The 16,907-nt window shown below is 70.7% G+C and carries 14 protein-coding genes and 2 pseudogenes; 3 read left to right on the forward strand and 13 right to left on the reverse strand.

The window, feature by feature from the left end; translation table 11 throughout:
* The first annotated feature begins 209 nt into the window (after positions 1-209).
* Positions 210-467, forward strand: a complete 258-nt coding sequence (locus ACTWQR_RS53315; RefSeq protein ID WP_443234603.1) for a hypothetical protein — start codon at positions 210-212, stop codon at positions 465-467.
* Between the two features lie 24 nt (positions 468-491).
* Here the strand turns inward: ACTWQR_RS53315 and ACTWQR_RS53320 are convergent, their stop codons facing one another.
* From ACTWQR_RS53320 to infC, 10 genes and pseudogenes are all read right to left on the reverse strand, one after another.
* Positions 492-1,037 (reverse strand): NUDIX hydrolase, encoded by a 546-nt coding sequence (locus ACTWQR_RS53320; RefSeq protein ID WP_443234604.1) that lies wholly within the window; start codon positions 1,035-1,037, stop codon positions 492-494.
* 201 nt (positions 1,038-1,238) lie between these two features.
* Complete coding sequence (locus ACTWQR_RS53325; protein ID WP_443234605.1) at positions 1,239-2,579, reverse strand: transcriptional regulator; 1,341 nt, start codon at positions 2,577-2,579, stop codon at positions 1,239-1,241.
* A 366-nt stretch (positions 2,580-2,945) separates the two neighbouring features.
* Positions 2,946-3,968, reverse strand: a complete 1,023-nt coding sequence (locus tag ACTWQR_RS53330; protein WP_443234615.1) for a PP2C family protein-serine/threonine phosphatase — start codon at positions 3,966-3,968, stop codon at positions 2,946-2,948.
* A gap of 438 nt (positions 3,969-4,406) precedes the next feature.
* Entirely contained in the window at positions 4,407-6,914 is a 2,508-nt protein-coding gene (pheT, locus tag ACTWQR_RS53335; protein ID WP_443234606.1) for a phenylalanine--tRNA ligase subunit beta, read from the reverse strand.
* Entirely contained in the window at positions 6,914-8,068 is a 1,155-nt protein-coding gene (pheS, locus tag ACTWQR_RS53340) for a phenylalanine--tRNA ligase subunit alpha (RefSeq protein WP_443234607.1), read from the reverse strand. The genes pheT and pheS overlap by 1 nt, the downstream gene beginning before the upstream one ends.
* Positions 8,069-8,213: 145 nt before the next feature.
* The gene (locus ACTWQR_RS53345) at positions 8,214-9,359 is read right to left on the reverse strand and encodes an ATP-binding protein (protein ID WP_443234608.1); all 1,146 of its coding nucleotides are present in this window, start codon (positions 9,357-9,359) and stop codon (positions 8,214-8,216) included.
* Between the two features lie 80 nt (positions 9,360-9,439).
* Positions 9,440-10,282, reverse strand: coding sequence for a TrmH family RNA methyltransferase (locus tag ACTWQR_RS53350; protein ID WP_443234609.1), 843 nt, complete (start codon positions 10,280-10,282; stop codon positions 9,440-9,442).
* Positions 10,283-10,533: 251 nt separating this feature from the next.
* A complete protein-coding gene (gene rplT, locus ACTWQR_RS53355; protein WP_443234610.1) occupies positions 10,534-10,917 on the reverse strand; it encodes a 50S ribosomal protein L20 in 384 nt (127 codons plus the stop codon).
* Positions 10,918-11,017: 100 nt separating this feature from the next.
* Entirely contained in the window at positions 11,018-11,212 is a 195-nt protein-coding gene (gene rpmI, locus ACTWQR_RS53360) for a 50S ribosomal protein L35 (protein ID WP_003947156.1), read from the reverse strand.
* Between the two features lie 133 nt (positions 11,213-11,345).
* Positions 11,346-12,048, reverse strand: a pseudogene (gene infC, locus ACTWQR_RS53365) (translation initiation factor IF-3).
* A 335-nt stretch (positions 12,049-12,383) separates the two neighbouring features.
* Between infC and ACTWQR_RS53370 the strand changes: the two are divergent.
* Entirely contained in the window at positions 12,384-12,740 is a 357-nt protein-coding gene (locus ACTWQR_RS53370; protein ID WP_443234611.1) for a DUF1844 domain-containing protein, read from the forward strand.
* 17 nt (positions 12,741-12,757) lie between these two features.
* Here the strand turns inward: ACTWQR_RS53370 and ACTWQR_RS53375 are convergent, their stop codons facing one another.
* Complete coding sequence (locus tag ACTWQR_RS53375; RefSeq protein WP_443234612.1) at positions 12,758-13,489, reverse strand: SseB family protein; 732 nt, start codon at positions 13,487-13,489, stop codon at positions 12,758-12,760.
* 149 nt (positions 13,490-13,638) lie between these two features.
* On the opposite strand from ACTWQR_RS53375, the gene ACTWQR_RS53380 reads away from it, so the two are divergent.
* On the forward strand, positions 13,639-14,670 hold the full coding sequence (locus tag ACTWQR_RS53380; RefSeq protein WP_443234613.1) for a serine hydrolase: 1,032 nt from the start codon (positions 13,639-13,641) through the stop codon (positions 14,668-14,670).
* A 170-nt stretch (positions 14,671-14,840) separates the two neighbouring features.
* Here ACTWQR_RS53380 and mycP read toward each other — a convergent pair whose 3' ends face one another.
* Positions 14,841-16,064 carry a type VII secretion-associated serine protease mycosin gene (gene mycP, locus ACTWQR_RS53385; protein ID WP_443234614.1) on the reverse strand — a complete coding sequence of 408 codons (1,224 nt, stop codon included), beginning with the start codon at positions 16,062-16,064 and terminating at the stop codon, positions 14,841-14,843.
* Positions 16,061-16,907: pseudogene (locus ACTWQR_RS53390) on the reverse strand (hypothetical protein); the annotation flags it as partial. The pseudogene ACTWQR_RS53390 and the gene mycP, both read right to left, overlap by 4 nt.

The following is a 16,907-nucleotide window of genomic DNA, read 5'->3' on the forward strand; positions in this document are numbered from 1 at the left end:
CCCCCTTGATGGGCCCCCACTACTGTCCGTACAACCTAAGGCCGACGCGGGCCCGGCCCTCTTCGGAGCGCCGGGCCCGCGGCATTCACACACCGTGTGCGCACCGGGCCCGCATATGCCCCTCGCACACTCTCCCCACCTGTCCACCAGGCGAGTTGACTTTCCGTGCGCATGTAAGGGATGTGACGACTACGGAAAGGAGCGGACTCGTGACCGCCGACCCGGAGCATCCCGTGGTCCATGGAGAACTCGCGGAGTTACGTCGTCGCCTCGATGTGGCGCATGCCCGCGTCGAGGGAGGACTGGCTCTGCTCAGTCATCGCGCCGAACAGACCGCCAAGGATGTCGACGACCTGAGCACACGGGTCGTCGAACTCGAAAACACCCGCTGGCCACTTCGCGCGGTAGCGGTCGTCACGGCCGTGGGCGCACTCGCCGTGGCGGTCTGGCAGGCTCTGGGCCACTAGGCCCCAGGACGCGTGGTGGGGGGATCAGGGCAAAGCGTCCTGCCCGAGCCTGAGATGGTGCAGGAGGAGCAGCGCGGCTGCCATATTGGCGGCCGGGACCTCACCGCGGGCGACCATGTCGGGGACGAGCTTGAGGGGAACCCATTCCCGACGGTCCGACTCGAAGTCGTCCACGGGGTGTCCGATGTACGCGCCTTCGTCGGCCCAGTAGATGTGGTGCCGGGCGTCGGTGAGCCCGTTGGAGGGCTCGACGCTCATCAGATGGCGCAGGGGTCCCGGTCGCCACCCCGTCTCCTCCTCCAGTTCGCGGGCCGCCGCGACGGTGATGTCCTCGCCGTCCTCGACGACGCCCGCCGCGAGCTCCCACCCCCAGCTGTCGGTGATGAAGCGATGCCGCCACAGGAGCAGCACCTCGTTGGCCTCGTTCACCACCGTGGCCACGGCTACGGGCCGCAGCCGTATTAAAAAGTGATCGAGGTGCCGACCGTCCGGCAGCTCGACATCTGCGAGATTGACGCTGAACCAGCGGTTTGCGTACACAGTTTGTTCGTTCTGTTTCGTCCACTGCACGGTTCTGCCACCTTCCGCCGAGTAGATGGCAATATGGCAGCAGGAGCGTCCACACAGCAGGCTCACAGCGGGCCGCTCGCAGCACAGCGGTAGGCGCAGTGTTCCGCACCACGGAGGGAACGGGGACCCCGGCAGTGGACGGGGCGTAGCCCCGGAAGGTCCCCCCGGGGGCTTCTTACGGAGTTCCCCTACGAGGTCTTTCTAGAGCGGTACGCGCAGTGCCCCGTCGATGAGCTCGGCGGCCTCGGACGTACCGGCGCAGCCGTTGGCCACCAGATGCTCGCGTACCGCCCGCAGTCTGTCGCGCAGCCGCTGGGACTCCATCCCCCGCGCCCGCTCCGCCATCTCGACCGCGGTCACCACCGCCTTGTCGGCGTTGCCCTGCCTCAGCTCGATCTGACTGAGCATGGCGAGCCGGTGCACCCTCCCCCGGTCGTGCGCCGGGTTGTCCACGGCGGCCGCGGCGTGCTCCCGCGCCGCGGACAGGTCACCGAGGCTCAACAACGCCTCCGCCACCTGCACATTGACCAGGCCCGGCTGGACATAGCCGGTCTCGTCCGGCTCGTACCCGCGCCGGATGCGCTCTGCGGCCTGCTCGGCACGCCGGATGCAGGACAGCGCGCTGCTGCCGTCGCCGAGGTGTGCGTACGCCTTGGCCTGCATCGCGTAGAGGTCCGACGCGAGCGCCGGGGTGATCTGCCGTCCCGCGGCGCGCAGCGCGGCCTCGGCGAAGGCGACGGCCTGCCGGTGCTCACGCATGAACAGGGCCTGGTTGACGAGCAGCGCGATGACGTAAGCGCCAAGTCCTCTGTCCCCACTGGCCTTCGCGAGTCTGAGCGCCTGGTGGAAGTAGCGCTGCGCGAGGCCATGGGCGTCGGAGTCGTACGCGCAGATGCCCGCGATCGCCACCAACCCACCGGTGGCCCTGTGCAGTTGGCGGCCGGTGGCGTCCGGATAGCTCCCCCGCAGCAGCGGGGCCGTCTCGGCGTTGAGGAATCCGACGATGCGTGTGCGGGTCGCGACGCCACCGGCCTTGCGGTACATCTGCTCGTAGTGGGCGCGGGCCGCGCGCAGCATCTCGATGTCGGCCATGCGCACGCGGTGCCGTCCGCCGCGCGAGACGTCCACGTCCTCGGGCGGGTTCTCCCACTCCCATACGGGCATCACGGCGGGCGTCCCGGTGACGGCGGGCGCGCCGAGGATGTGCGGACGCTGCTGTTCGTCGGAGCGCCACAGGGCGGTGGCGCGCTCGACGAATCCGGAGAGCGTCGTGCCGTGCGGAGTGGCCGGTTCGCCGGGGACTCCGAGGCCGATGTCGTCGAGCGTGACGGGCCGTTGCAGCCGGCCGGCGAGTACCTCGCAGATCAGGTCGGGCACCTGCCCGCGCGGGCGCTGGCCCTTCAACCACCGTGCCACGGCCGTGTGTTCGTAACGTAGCGCGAGGCCACGGGCCCGCCCCGCCTGGTTCACATGGGCCGCGAGTCCCGCGTGCGAGATCCCGGCCTCGTCGAGGATCGCGTCGAGCAGAGTGTTGGGCTGCATGAGTGCCCTCCGGGGGCGGTGCCGACGGTGCTGTTAACGTAGCGCTTCCTTCTTCACACGGGGTGTGAACGGAGTGCTCGAATCCGCGCTGTGTGCGCGCTGTTGCAGAGAGTTTCGGACCGGTTGACTGAAATGCCTCGTAAGAGGCCGGCCGGGCCGCCGGCTCCCCCTCGTACAGTGCGGCGGCCCGTTTCGCGCCGTCCGCCCAGCTGCCTGCCCGACACTCCGTGGCGGGGCGGACGGCTCCGCCGGTTCGCTCCGCTGGTTCAGCCGGGGAATGCGGGCTGTTGGTCAACCGCGGGTAATTCGTGGCTGGGCGCGCAGTTCCCCGCGCCCCTTACGGGCGCTGCAGCGGGGGCGCATTGGTCACTTGACGTGCTGGGCCAGGGGTTCGCTCTGTTGCATTGGCGCTCTCGCGCGGTCGTTGCGGAGCACCAGCAGGGCGACGTCGTCGGAGGGCGGTCCCCCTGTGTGGCGCAGCAGTTGGGTGAACACGGTGTGGAGCACGCCCTGCGGCGAGACCGGCTGTGCGCGGACGGCGTCGGTGAGCGCGGTCGGCAGGGGAAAGAACCGGCCGGCGCTGTCGCGCGCGTCCTCGGCTCCGTCGGTGTGCAGGAACAGCGCCTCGCCGGGCAGGAGGTGCCCGCAGCGGACGACGGGCAGTTCGGCGGGGAGGGGAAAGAGCCCAAGGGGTGGCAGCGGGTCGCCGACGGCGAGGGGCTCCACAGGCTCTCGTACGCCGGTCGGCCCGGCATGGCCCCGCAGCAGATACGGCCACGGGTGACCGCAGTTGAGGGCGTGCACCTCGCCGTCGCGGCGGATCTCCAGGAGCAGCACGGTGACGAAGTCCTCGGCGACCGGGCTGTCGGGGTCCAGACCGGACGAGGGGTGTTCGGCCTTCGCCCGCTCCCTCAGGTGCCGGGCCAGGGCGCGCTCCAACCTCCGCAGCACACCGGAGAGTTCGGCCTCGTCGTGAACGGCCTCGCGGAAGCTGCCGAGGACCGCGGCAACGGTTCCGATGGCGGCGAGCCCATGTCCGCGGACGTCGCCCATGACGACCCGTACGCCGTGCTCGGTGCCGATGACCTCGTACAAGTCGCCGCCCACGGTGGCCCCGCGCTCCGCGGAGAGCTGCGCCGCGGCGATGTCCAGCCCTTCGATCCGTGGCGGGAGCGGCCTCAGGAGGACCCCTTGGGCGGCGCCCGCTACCTTGTGGATCTGCCGGAGCTCCCGCAGCAGCCCCCGCCTGACGTGCAGAATCAGGCCCGTGCCGACCGCGAAGAAGACGGCGCAGGTGACGATCCGGGCGCCGAGTCCGTTCTGCTGGGCGAGCGGACAGGCGAGCTTGTACGTGACCGCCGCCGCGCCCCACACGGTGGGGAGCCCCATCTCCAGCACCCGGCGCAGCCGTTGCTGGTCCCGGCCGAGGCGGCGGATCTCGGTGCGACCCAGCCTGTGCGCGTGGGCGCGGCCGAGCCTTCCGGCTTGGGCCCGGCCCAGCGTCCGGGTGACGGTTTTCCGCCATCGTGTCCGGCGGTTCACCCGGGGCCTTGCCCGGCGGGGAGCCCCAGCCTTGCTATGGATCATGCCGATGGCCCCCCTAAGGCCCTGTTCAGCGCGCAGGCACCGGCCTGTTCGGCCGGATTGATTCTTTCGATCGCATGCCCCGATCGGGCCAGATCGCCTGCACTTGTCACCCAGATGAGTGAGGTGACCGATAGGGGGTGTGGGGGCACTCCCCCACTAGGGGCGCGGGGAACTGCGCGACCAGCCACGACCAACCCGCAGCCGACAAACGACCGCAGTTCCCCGGCACTCCCAGCGGAGCTAGCTCCGCAGCACCGCTCCCGTCAGCTCGCCCGCGAGGGCAACCGCCGCGTCACGGGCCGCCGAGGCCTCGTCGACGGTCAGGGTGCGATCGTCGGCGCGGAAGCGCAGCGCGTACGCCAGGGACTTCTTGCCCTCGCCGAGCTGCTCGCTCGCGTAGACGTCGAACAGCCGGATGGATTCAAGGAGTTCACCCGCGCCCTCGCGCAGCGCCGCCTCGACGTCCGCGTGCGGGACGAACTTGTCGACGACCAGCGCGACGTCCTGCGTGGCGACCGGGAAGGCGGAGATGCGCGGGGCCCGAAGTGCGCCGGCGCCCGCCTGCTCCAGGATGTCGAGCTCGACCTCCATGGCACAGCTGCGCTCCGGAAGATGCAGCGCCTTGATGACGCGCGGGTGCAGCTCACCGGCGTGCCCGACGAGAGTCTCCTCGCCGTCCACGGCGACGTACAGCGCGGCGCAGCGGCCCGGGTGCCAGGGAGCGTGCTGATCGCTGCGCACGGTCAGCTCGACACCGGCTTCGCCGGCGACGGTACGAGCGGCCTCGACGGCGTCCGCCCAGTCGGCGGGACGCCCCTTGCCCCACCAGCCGGCCTGCTCGCGAGCACCCGCCAGGACGACGGCGGCGCGGCGCGGCTGACGCGGCAGCGCGGAGTTGATCGCGGCGATCTCCTCGTCGGTGGGACGCCGGTCGACGGACAGACGCTCGGCCTTGTGCTCCTGACCGGTCGGCCGGAAGACCAGGCCGGTCTCGAAGAGCGCCAGGTCGTGCGAGCCCCGCCCTTCGTTGCGCCGCAGTGCGCCGAGCAGCCCGGGCAGCAGAGTGGTGCGCATCGCCGGCTCTTCGTCGGAGAGCGGGTTGACCAGTTTGACCAAGGTGCGGCGCGGGTCGTCGGCCTCCAGGCCGAGCTGGTCGAGCACTTCGGTCCCGATGAACGGGTAGTTCAGCGCCTCGACGTAACCCGCACCGGCCAGCGCGCGGCCGACGCGTCGGTGCAGTCGCTGCCGGTCGGTCAGGCCCAGGCCCGCCGGGGGCTTCGGCAGGGTCGAGGGCAGGTTCTCGTAGCCCTCGAGCCGGATGACCTCTTCGGCCAGGTCGTTCGGGTCCGTCAGGTCGGGACGCCAGGACGGAACAGTGACGATCAGCTCATCCTGCCCGTAGACGTCGCAGCCGACCTGCTGGAGGCGGCGTACGACGGTCTCGCGGCCGTAGTCGACGCCCGCGACCTTGTCCGGGTGGTCGGCCGGGATGGTGATGGTGCGCGGCGCGGAGGGCGCGATGACCTCGGTGACGCCGGCGTCGGCGGAGCCGCCCGCGAGCAGCCCCAGCAGGTCGACCGTGCGCTGGGCGGCGGCGGACGCGGCCTCCGGGTCGACGCCACGCTCGAAGCGCTTGGACGCCTCGGAGGCCAGCTTGTGGCGGCGGGCCGTGCGCGCGACGGAGATCGCGTCGAAGTGCGCGGCCTCGATGACGACGTCGGTGGTACCGGTCTCGACCGCATGGTCCGCGATCTCGGTGTTGGCACCGCCCATGACGCCCGCGAGGCCGATCGGCCCACGGTCGTCGGTGATCACCAGGTCCTCGGCGTCCAGCGTGCGCTTGGTGCCGTCGAGGGTGGTGAGCTTCTCCCCCGGCTCGGCCCGGCGCACGCCGATCGTGCCCTGGATGCGGGAGCGGTCGTAGGCGTGCAGGGGCTGACCCAGCTCGAGCATCACGTAGTTGGTGATGTCGACGGCGAGCGAGATCGGGCGCATGCCGGCCTTCTGGAGGCGGCGCCGCAGCCAGATCGGGGAGCGCGCCTCGGGAGACAGGCCCGTGACCGTGCGCGCGGTGAACCGGTCGCAGCCCTGCGGGTCGGCGACCTGCACGGGGTAGCCGAACGCGTTCGGACCCGGTACGTCGAGCAGCGCCGGGTCGCGCAGCGGCAGTCCGTAGGCGGTGGCGGCCTCGCGGGCGACGCCGCGCATCGACAGGGCGTAGCCGCGGTCGGGCGTGACGGCGATGTCGAGGACCTCGTCGACGAGTTCCAGCAGCTCGATCGCGTCGGTGCCGACCTCGTGCTCCGGCGGCAGCACGATGATGCCGTGCGCGCCGTCGTCGCCCATGCCCAGCTCGTCGGCGGAGCAGATCATGCCGTGCGAGGTCTTGCCGTACGTCTTGCGGGCGGCGATCGCGAAGTCGCCGGGCAGGACCGCGCCGGGCAGTACCACGACGACCTTGTCACCGACGACGAAGTTACGGGCGCCGCAGACGATCTCCTGGGGCTCACCGGTGCCGTTGGCGGTGCCGACGTCGACCGTGCAGAAGCGGATGGGCTTCTTGAAGCCCTCCAGCTCCTCGATGGTCAGCACCTGGCCGACGACGAGCGGCCCCTTGAGGTCGGCGCCGAGCTGCTCGACGGTCTCGACCTCGAGGCCTGCCGAAATGAGCTTGGCCTGGACGTCGCGCCCGGTCTCCGTCGCCGGCAGGTCGACGTACTCCCGCAGCCAAGAAAGCGGGACCCGCATCAGATCTCCATCCCGAACGGCCGGGTGAACCGGACGTCACCCTCGACCATGTCTCGCATGTCTTCGACGTTGTGGCGGAACATCAGCATCCGCTCGATGCCGAACCCGAAGGCGAATCCGCTGTACTTCTCGGGGTCCACACCGCAGGCGGTCAACACGCGCGGGTTGACCATGCCGCAGCCGCCGAGCTCGATCCAGCCCTCGCTGGAACACGTGCGGCAGGAGCGGTCGGGGTTGCCGACGGACTCGCCCTTGCAGACGTAGCAGAGCATGTCCATCTCGGCGGACGGTTCGGTGAACGGGAAGTAGTTCGGGCGCAGCCGGGTCTTCATGTCCGCACCGAAGAGCGACTGGACCATGTGGTCCAGGGTGCCCTTGAGGTCGGCCATGGTCAGGCCCTCGTCGACGGCGAGCAGCTCGATCTGGTGGAAGACCGGGGTGTGCGTGGCGTCCAGCTCGTCCGTGCGGTACACGCGGCCGGGGCACACCACGTAGACGGGCGGCTCCCGGTCGAGGAGCGCGCGGGCCTGTACGGGGGAGGTGTGCGTACGGAGCACGACACCGGACTCGCCATCGCTGTCGCCCGCGGCGGAGCCGCTGTCGGATGCAGCCTTCGGCCCCTGCACGAAGAAGGTGTCCTGCATCTGCCGGGCCGGGTGGTCGGGCGTGAAGTTGAGGGCGTCGAAGTTGAACCACTCCGCCTCGACCTCGGGCCCCTCGGCGATCTCGTATCCCATGGACACGAAGACGTCCGCGACCCGCTCCATCATGGTGGTCAGCGGGTGCCGGGCGCCGGCCGGTACGCGGTCGTACGGCAGCGTGACGTCCACGGCCTCCTCGACCAGGACCCGTGCGTCGCGCTCGGCCTCCAGCTCGGCCTGGCGGGCGGCGTGGGCCTTGTTCACGGCGCCGCGTGCCTGGCCGACGCGCTTGCCGGCCTCGGCCTTGGCGTGCGGGGGCAGGGCGCCGATCTCGCGGTTGGCGAGGGCCAGCGGGGAGGCCGGGCCGGTGTGGGCGATCTTGGCCTCGTGGAGCGCGTCGAGGTCACCTGCGGCGGCGAAGGCGGCGAGCGCCTCGTCCCGCGTGCGCTCGATCTCTTCCGGTTTCAGTGCCTCGACCTCTACAGGGTCGTACGACTTGTTCGGTGCCGACATCTCTTCCCGTGCTTCCAGTTGGCTGGCTGAAGGTCCCCGTCTACGACTCGGAGACGAATCGTCTCTGACTTCGGACGCAAGGTGCCAAAGGCCGAGTCTAACGGGGCTGAGGTGTGCGAATGCGCCCGTGAGGCCTCGGTCGGCGTTACTGCAGATACGCCGGGGTGCTCACGGGCAACGTAAATCGGAACTCGGCGCCGCCGCCGGGGGCGCGGCCGACCGTGATGGTGCCGCCGTGGGCTTCGACGATGCCCTTGACGATGTACAGCCCGAGGCCGGTGCCGCCGCGCTTGCTGCCCCGCCAGAAGCGGGTGAAGACGCGGTTCATGGACTCCTCCGGGATGCCGGGCCCCTCGTCGCTCACGGTGACCGACGTGCCGGCGTCCTCCTGTTCGCGGGGCGACGGCGCGGGCTCTACGTCAATCGTGACGGTTCCCTCGCCGTGCCGCACCGCATTTTCCAGCAGGTTGCTGAGCACCTGGTCGACCTTGTCGGGGTCGGCCCACAGGGCGGGCAGCGGCTGGCCGATGCGCAGCAGGAAGCGGTCGGCGGACTGGCCGGAGGCGACGTACGCCTGGATGTGGCGGCCTACGGCGACCCCTATGTCGACGGGTTGGCGGCGCAGTTCGAGGCGCCCGGAGTCGATGCGGGAGATGTCGAGGAGCTCGGCGATGAGACGTGTCACGCGGTTGGCGTCGGCGTCCACCGTCTCCAGCATGAGCTTCTTCTGGTCGTCGGTGAACCGTTCCCACTTGGCGAGCAGCGTCGCCGTGAAGCCCTTGACGGAGGTGAGCGGCGAGCGCAGCTCGTGGGCGACCGTGGCGATCAGCTCGGCGTGGCTGCGCTCGGTGCGGCGGCGGGCCTCGGTGTCGCGCAGCGAGACGACGACGCGGCGGATGGGCCCGGTGGGCCGGGTGCGTACGTACCGCGCGGAGACCAGCACCTCGCGTCCGCCGGGGAGCAGCAGATTGCGCTCGGGCTGTCCGACACGGATCGCGAGACCGCTGTACGGATCGGTCAGCTGCCACCAGCGACGGCCTTCGAGGTCCTCCAACGGCAGAGCCCGCTCGAGCTGTCGGCCGAGGGCGTCGGCGGCGGGTGTGGCGGTGATCCGGGCGGCCGCGGCGTTGAAGCAGATCACGCGGCCGTGCTCGTCGGCGATCACGAGTCCGTCGGGCAGGTCGTCGGGGTCGATGCCGAGCTCGGCGAGATCACCGTGCCGGGACACGGATGCGCTCCGCAGGTCGTGTGCCCGCAGTGCGCTCTTCGCACCGCTCGTGCCGACACTCATCCCCGTACCCCACCTCTCGTCTGGCGCAGAGGCCCCCGAGCACGTCACCCTACTAGCTGGGAGTGACGGAACGGACCCCCTCAGGAACCAGCACCGCGGGCACGCTGTGCACGAGCCGACGCGTAGAGACATACGGCCGCCGCCGTCGCGAGGTTCAGGCTCTCGGCCCTGCCGTGAATCGGTACGCGTACGACGGCATCCGCCAGCGCACGGGTCTCCTCCGGGAGCCCCCACGCCTCGTTGCCGAACACCCAGGCGGTGGGCCCGCCCATGGTGCCCTTGTCGAGCTCGTCGTCCAGGTCGTCCTCGCCCGCTCCGTCGGCGGCGAGGATGCGTACGCCGACGTCCTTCAGCCCTCGCACCGCGTACTCGACGGGTACGCCCGTGGCGACGGGCAGATGGAACAGCGAACCGACCGACGCCCGCACGGACTTGGGGTTGTAGAGGTCGACGGAGGCGTCGGTGAGCACGACGGCGTCCGCTCCCGCGGCATCCGCGCACCGCAGCACGGTCCCGGCGTTCCCGGGGTCCCGCACATGCGCCAGTACGGCGACCAGCCTGGGCTCCGTCCTGAGGATCTCCTCGAACGGGGTGTCCAGGAACCGGCAGATCCCGACCAGGCCCTGCGGGGTGACGGTCGTCGAGATGTCCGCGATGACGTCCTCGGAGGCGAGGTGGACGCGGGCCCCGGCGTCACGGGCTTCGCCCACGATGTCGGCGTACCGCTCCGCGGCGTCGAGGGTGGCGAACAGCTCCACGAGGGTCGCCCCGCTCTCGGTGCGATGCGCCGCGGCCTCGCGTACGGCCTGGGGCCCCTCGGCGAGGAACAGCCTCTCCTTCCCCCGGAAGTTCCGCTTGGCGAGCCGCCGCGCGGCGGAGACACGCGGCGAACGCGGGGAGATCAACTCGGGGGCGGCGGGCATCGGTTCACCTTTTGCTTCACGGGAGGGTCGAGGCAACTTTCGCTTCGCGGGGCCGGGCGACGCATTCCGCTGCATCACCGGGCAGGCACCCCGTTCCGCCACAGCGGCGGTCAGCCACCACGGTGGATTCCGGCGGTGCCCAACCGGCCGAAGCCACGCGCTGCGAACACACGTGGACCCGCCGGCCACGTGGCAAGCGGGTCCACAAGCTAGTGCCGCGGCACTAGATCCGGCCAAGGCCAGCGCCAGCGTCACGCAGCCTTGGGCGCGTTGACGTCCGACGGCAGCGCCTTCTGCGCGACCTCGACGAGCGCCGCGAAGGCGTTGGCGTCGTTGACGGCCAGCTCCGCGAGGATCTTGCGGTCGACCTCGATGTTCGCGGCCTTCAGACCCTGGATGAGGCGGTTGTACGTCATGCCGTTGGCGCGGGCAGCGGCGTTGATGCGCTGGATCCACAGCTGACGGAAGTCGCCCTTGCGCTTCTTGCGGTCGTTGTAGTTGTAGACCAGCGAGTGGGTGACCTGCTCCTTGGCCTTGCGGTACAGGCGCGAACGCTGCCCGCGGTAGCCGGAAGCCTGCTCGAGGATCGCCCGGCGCTTCTTGTGGGCGTTGACTGCCCGCTTGACGCGTGCCACTTTTAACTCCTTGTAGCGGGGCCGTGGTGGTCGTCACACGGCCCGAATTCGATTGGGTCCCGGTCTCCGGGTGAGATCAGGCGCTGCACGCGCCCGGCACTCACTTGCCGAGAAGCTTCTTGATCTTCTTGGCGTCGCCCGGGGCCATCTCGGCGTTGCCGGTGAGGCGACGCGTCAGTCGGGACGACTTGTGCTCGAGCAGGTGGCGCTTGCCGGCGCGCTCACGGAGCACCTTGCCGGAGCCGGTGATCTTGAAGCGCTTGCTGGCACCGCTGTGCGACTTGTTCTTCGGCATAGCGCCGTTCTCTCCTCGTCAGTGGCGCTCCGATGCCCGGTCCGGAAACCGGGCACAACGGAACGTCATATGTATCGGTTGACATCCCCGGACTTGCATCCAGGGACAGGACCCCAGGACTCGCGTCCCGGAATCAGGCCTCGGCGGGAGCCTCGGCCGGGGCCTCGGCGATCTCGGCGTCGGCGACCTCCACGTCGGACATGTCGTCACCCGCATGGTTCTGCGACTTGCCCGGGTTGGCCTTCGCTTCCGCCTTGCGTGCCGCCTGGGCCTCACGGGCCTCGGCCATCGCCTCGGTCTTCTTCTTGTGCGGACCGAGGACCATGATCATGTTTCGACCGTCCTGCTTCGGGTTCGACTCGATGAACCCGAGGTCCTGGACATCCTCCGCCAGCCGCTGCAGCAGCCGGTAGCCGAGCTCCGGCCGGGACTGCTCGCGACCACGGAACATGATCGTGATCTTGACCTTGTCGCCCTGCTTGAGGAACCGGACGACGTGACCCTTTTTGGTGTCATAGTCGTGCGGGTCGATCTTCGGCCGGAGCTTCATTTCCTTGATGACCGTGTGCGCCTGGTTCTTGCGCGCCTCACGGGCCTTCATGGCCGACTCGTACTTGAACTTCCCGTAGTCCATGAGCTTGCAGACCGGGGGACGCGCACTCGCCGCCACCTCGACCAGGTCGAGGTCGTACTCCTGCGCAAGCTCCAGGGCCTTGGCAAGCGGAACAATCCCGACCTGCTCGCCGCTGGGACCGACAAGTCGCACTTCGGGAACGCGAATCCGGTCGTTGATGCGGGGCTCGGTGCTGATGGATCCTCCTCGGATAGCACCACACGGCTGCCTGGCAGACAGCTCGCGTACGTCTCTTTAACTGGACCAACCACCGCGGCACATGAAAAATGCCCCGGACGGTACACAGGCGGGGCTCCAAGGAATACCGGAGCACCGACGCGGTGACCGCGGGGCGCATATCCGGCGGCTCCATCGTCCGTACGGAACGATGGTGGCCGCCTGACCGGGTGACCCGCCGTCCCGGAGGATGGTCGGGTGGGAGATCGGAGCCTCCACTTGCGGGCCGGGCACAGGAGTGTCCGGCCGGTCGTTACACAAGGTTAGCAGCTCCCCGGGGGTGGTGCGAATCGTCGTGCACCGGGGCCTATCGTGTGGGGCATGAGTGACACCCCTCCTGAGACCCCCGACTTCGACGCCATGACCCGCGACATCGCGGAGGTCCCCGCGGTCGAGGTCCTCGTGACGGTCGCCGTCAACCTGATGAGCGCCGCCGCCGTGAAACTCGGTCTGACCGAGGAGGGCGACAAGTACAAGGACCTCGACGAGGCGCGCAAGCTGGTGCACGCGCTGGCCGGGCTGCTCGACGCGAGTACGACCGAGATCAGCTCCTTCCACGCGGCCCCGCTGCGCGACGGCCTGAAGTCGCTCCAGCTGGCGTTCCGCGAGGCGTCGCTGGTCCCGGACGAGCCGGGCCAGGGCCCGGGCGAGAAGTACACGGGGCCGATCTTCGGCTGACCCCTCTGCTTACTGGATTACTGGCGTACGAACAGGGGCTCGCCCGGTGGCGTCGCCTCGGCCGGCAGCAGTGCCAGGTCGAGGCCGCGTACCAGGCGGGCCCTCAGGGTTTCGTCGGCGGCCAGGCGCCGGGCGATCGCCTGGGCCGTCTCGGCCTGGGCCGCGGACGGGTCGAGTACGAGGGCGATCGTGCCGTCGGCCCGGCCGGGGCCGAGGTGGGCGCGGAGCACCAGGGGCTCGGCGGCGACCGCGGCTCGTACCGCGTCGACCACGGCGGGATCGGCCAGCGGGTCCGTCGTCGTGCGCCCCTCGGCGAGTGCCAGCAGGGCGGGGCCCGTCAGTTCGTACGGGACCGGACCGGCCAGATCCAGCACGACCGTGTCGGCGTTCTCATGGGCGGCGGCCTGAAGGGCCTGGTGCAGGGGTACGGCTACGGGGCGGGCCTGTGGATCCCAGCGGGCCAGTGTCGCGGTGGACGTGAAGGCGGGCAGGGCGGTGCGGTTGCCGGCCTTGAGGGTGGGGACGGCCATGTCGCTGGTCTTCTCTCGGCGCAGTCCGCTCTCGTCCTCCTCGACCTCGCCGAGGACGGCCACCACCGGCACGAGGAGCCGGGCGCCCTTGAGTGCCGCCAGGACGGGACCATGCGCGGCCCGGTCCTCGGCCCAGGCAGCCAGCGCCGCGGTCAGCCGGGGGTCGGCGGAGCCGTCGTCGTCGGAGAAGCCGGGGTCGGGGATGTTCTTGTTCGCCACGGTCACCGACCCTATCGGTGGGCTGCTCGCGCGCTTTGCGTACCCCGGAAACGTGCTGTTCACGGGTTTCACAGATTACTCGGCGATTCCTGACGCGCTTCTAACACGCAGCTAATCCGGCGCACAGTGGCGGGGCCCACGATCGCGCCATGGACCCGGACTCCGACCCCACCAGAGCTCCTCGGCGCAGTGATTACCGTCCGTCCCGCCGCAGGCTCCTCCTCTACTCCGGGGTGGCCTCCGTCGTCTTCGTCGGCGCCACGGCCTCGGGCAGCACGTCTGTGAAGGCGCAGGCGCGCGACGCCGAGGACCTCGTATCGTCTTCGGCGGCGCCCAGTGCGAGTGGGGCGGCGTCACCGACGCCGTCTCCCGCTCCCTTCGTGGCGGCGGCATCCGAGGCGACGGAGGCGGCGGTGGAACCTGCGGCGGCACCCTCGGTGGACCGGGACGCGCTGCTCGCCGAGGCCATGGAGTCCGTGACCGTCGAGGCCGGTGCGGAGGTGTCGGTGGCGGTGCTGGATCTCGAGTCGGGTGAGAGCGCGGCGTACGGGGACGGGAGGTTCGACACCGCGAGCATCGTGAAGGTCGACATCCTGGCCTCGTTGCTGCTCCAGGCGCAGGACACGGGTCGGCGGCTGACGGCGCAGGAGAAGGCGTACGCCACGGCGATGATCCAGAACAGCGACAACGCGTCGGCGACGGCGCTGTGGTACGCGATCGGGCAGGCGAAGGGGCTGCATGCGGCGAACGCGCGCTTCGGGCTCAGTCACACGGAGGGTGGGGACGGGGCGTTGTGGGGGTTGACGCAGACCACGGCCGCGGATCAACTCGCCTTACTGCGGCAGGTGTTCGGGAGCGGGGACAGGGATGGGGATGGGGACCGGTCGGCGTTGGGTGCGGCCTCGCGGGAGTATCTGCAGGGGCTCATGGGGGGTATCGCCGTGGGGCAGGACTGGGGTGTGTCGGCTGCGGGGGGTGAATTCGCCCTGAAGAACGGGTGGTTGCCGCGCACGGCGACAGGGCTGTGGGACGTCAACAGCATCGGGCGGGTGAGCGTGGGCGTCGACGGGCGTGAGTATCTCGTGGCGGTGCTGTCGCACGGCAACTCCACGAAGGTGAAGGGGGTTTCGCTCGTGGAGACGGTGGCGAAGGCGGCTGTGGGGTTGTTCGCGGATGCGTGAGCGCTCCGCTTGGTGCGCCGTGGGAGGGGCCGGTGGGTTAAGTGCGGGTTGTGGAGGGCTGAGCGCGCTCACGCGGCGGAGCCGCACAGTGTCACGGCCCCGCGCCCCTGACGGGGCGCTCCGGTCGGTGGGTGAAGAGCGGTTCCTCGCGCCCTTGCGGGGCCACGCGCCTACGGCGCCTCGTCGTGGCTGGGGTTGCGGGGGTTGCGGCTGTTGCGCCACAAGATGATCGCCGCTACCAGGAGTGCGCCGCCCAGGGTTCCCGCCAGGGGGGCCGCCCAGGTGGTTGTGGAGGTGTCGTCGTCCGGGGGGTTCGGGCCGGGGCCGAAGTACTTTTCGCCGTAGGCCGCCGCGCTCAGGCCTTCCGGCTTGAGCTCGGTGGCTGCCTTGATGGCCGCGTCGGGGTCGACGAAACCGAAACCGCGGGAGTCGTCGCGGCCCCCGGTCGGGGCGTCGCGGGCGGTGTCTTCCAGGAGTTGTTTGATCTGGGCCGGGGAGAGGCCCGGGTGGGCCGCCTTGACGAGGGCGACGGCGCCGGAGACGAAGGCCGAGGCGGCGCTGGTGCCCCAGCCCTCGTAGTACTTGCGGTCCGGGTCGGCGATGACGACGTCGACGCCGGGAGCGCTGACGGTGGCGTACCAGCGGCGGGTCGAGAACGAGGCGCGGGTGCCGTATTTGTCGACGGCGGTGGCGGCTATGACGCCCGGGTACGCCGCCGGGTACGAGATGTGGTCGCCCTTCTCGCCGCCGTTGCCGGCCGAGGCGACCACGACGGCGCCCTTCTTCAGGGCGTACTGGACGGCGGCGTCCTCGGTGGCTTCGGGGTGGGCGGACTTGGAGTCGTCGCCGAGAGACAGGTTGATCACGTCGGCGCCGTTGTCGGCGGCCCAGCGGATGCCGTCGGCGAGGGCGTTGCCGCGGGTGTTGCGGGCCTTGCCGCGGGCGGAGTCCTTGTCTTCGAGGATCACGCGGACGGGGAGGATCTTCGCCTCGGGGGCGATGCCCATGACTCCGTCGGCGTTGCCGACGCCGTGTCCGTGGGCGGCGATGATGCCGGCCATCGCGGTGCCGTGCCGGGCCCAGGCACGGTCGCCGCGGCCGGCGCCGAAGCCGACCATGTCCTTGCCGGTGAGGACGTTGCCCTCCAGGTCCGGGTGTTCGGCGTCGACGCCCGTGTCGAGGACGGCGACGGTGATGCCCTTGCCCTTCGTCGTACGCCAGGCCTCCTGCGTGTTCATCGCGTCCAGGGCCCACTGCTGAGTGCGGATGCCGTCGGCGGCGTGGGCGGCGGTGGAGGGGAGGAGGGCGAGCGTGGCGGCCAGGAGGGCTACCAGGAGTCCGGCTCTGCCGGGGGTTCTGTGAGAGGTGGTCATGGGCGCGGGCTTGCGGGTCATGACGGCTTCTCCGTGGCCGAGTTGACGGTCTTGCGGAGGCTTCGCTCGACCCGGTCGGCGAGGCCCTGTGCGTCGTGGCCGAGGCCGGCCTGCGCGGGGGGCGTGGTGGTGTTGGTCTTCATCGCGTCCTCGGCGGGCTCCGGGTCGGTGACGGTACGGCCGTCGGCGAAGCCGGAGACCGCGTAGACGACGACCGGGGCGTCGGTCAGGATCGACACCGTCCACGACGCGCGCTGCTCGTCGCCGAAGCCCGCGGCGAGGCTGCCCTTGGCGGCGTACGGGCGCGGCATGAGGTCGCGCCGCCTGTCGAGTCCCTGCTCCGTGAACCGGCTGTGCAGGGCGCCCATCGCCGCGGCGTCCGCCTTCGTGAACAGCAGGCCGACGGTGGTGACGTGGCTGCGGGTCGCGTCCGTGTACGTCGCGCGCAGGAGGCGCAGGCAGCCCACGGGGGCGAGGGCCTTGCTCAGGAGAGGATCGAAGGCGTCCTTGCATCCGCTGTCCGGGGCTACCGCGATACGGATCCACGTGCGGTCGGCGTCGCCGGGGCCCGCGCCCTCGCCCTGGACTGTGGGCGGGAAGAGTTCGTCCACGGGGACGCCGTGCCACAGGTCCCCGGCCGCCGTGAACGCGTCCCGTGCCCCGCCGCCACCCGTGCTGTCCCCGGTCAGCCAACTCCCCGTCAACGCACCGCCGATGAGCCCGAGCACGAGCACGACACAGGCCGCGGCGCCCGCGACCCGGGGGCGGAGCCGGGCGCCCATGGCGTGCGGGCGTGCCGTGTCGTTGTCGTACGTGTCGGGGTGCGCGAGAGAGACGAAGGGGCGGTGGCAGGGGGCGCACGAT

Origin of the sequence: Streptomyces sp. 2A115, from assembly GCF_052245575.1 — a bacterium.
In the GTDB taxonomy this organism is placed as follows: Bacteria; Actinomycetota; Actinomycetes; order Streptomycetales; family Streptomycetaceae; genus Streptomyces.